Here is a 1,085-nt window from a genome sequence, read left to right on the forward strand (position 1 = left end):
GTAATAAGCGGGGAAGGCTGTGAAAACACCACCACTTTAACCTTGGTGGTAACGCCCAACCCAAGTATAGCAGAAGAGCTGGAACCTTTGGAAGCCTGTGATATGGATAACGATGGTTTTGAAGAATTTGATTTGGAAGCCGCTATAGCAGACATTCTAAATGGTGAGCCCAATGTAACGGCTAGCTTCCACTTAACCCAAGACGATGCCAACAATGGCGTTGGTGCAATAGATACCAGTGTTCCTTACGGAACAGCCAATGCAGAAGAAGTAATTTGGGTGCGGGTAGAAAACACCGGGCCAAACCAAGACGATGGCAGCGGCTGTTTTGTAGTGCGGTCTTTACAACTTATTGTAACCCCATCTCCGGAAATAGCCGGCGAATTGGACGATTTGTATGTATGTGATGACGAGAACGCAGATGGCTTTGCTTTCTTTGATCTGACCGAGAATTACGATAATATTATCGGCGAGCAAGACCCGACAGATTTGGAAGTAACCTACCACACCTCAGAGCAAGACGCGCAAGACGGGGTAGATGCCATAGCCGTACCAAGTAACTATATGAACATCATCAACCAGCAACCCATTTATGTGCGGGTAGAAAACACGGCAACCGGCTGTGTAGATGCGTTTGATTTTACACAAAACAACACTTTTATCCTAAACGTAGAAGCACTACCGGAACTTAACACGCCACCACCATTACAAGTATGTGATGATGGCGACGCTGATGGCTTTACGGAATTTAACTTAACCGATAGCGAAGTCGATATTATAGGCAGTGAGCCAATTCCGGGTAACCTGGAATTTGTGTACTACGCCTCGCAAAGCGATTATGAAAACGGTACGCCAATAGACAATCCGCAAGCCTATACCAATACCAGCAATGCACAAACCATTTATATAGAAGTAACCGATGGGGCAACCCAGGCAATGTGTGCCAGCACAATAACGCTAACCATACGCGTGCTGCCCTTGCCAAGCCCATCTGAGACCGATATAGAAGTGCTCAGTCAGCAGCAATGTGACGATGATGAAGATGGTATAGCAGCAGAGCCCTTTGATCTTACTACAAGTGGTAA

The 1,085-nt window shown here is 46.3% G+C and carries 1 pseudogene; it reads left to right on the forward strand.

The features are described 5' to 3' along the window. Positions 1-1,085: pseudogene (locus tag FKR84_RS13435) on the forward strand (hypothetical protein); the annotation flags it as partial.

The organism is Haloflavibacter putidus (genome assembly GCF_006546625.1).
Taxonomy (GTDB): domain Bacteria; phylum Bacteroidota; class Bacteroidia; order Flavobacteriales; family Flavobacteriaceae; genus Mesonia; species Mesonia putida.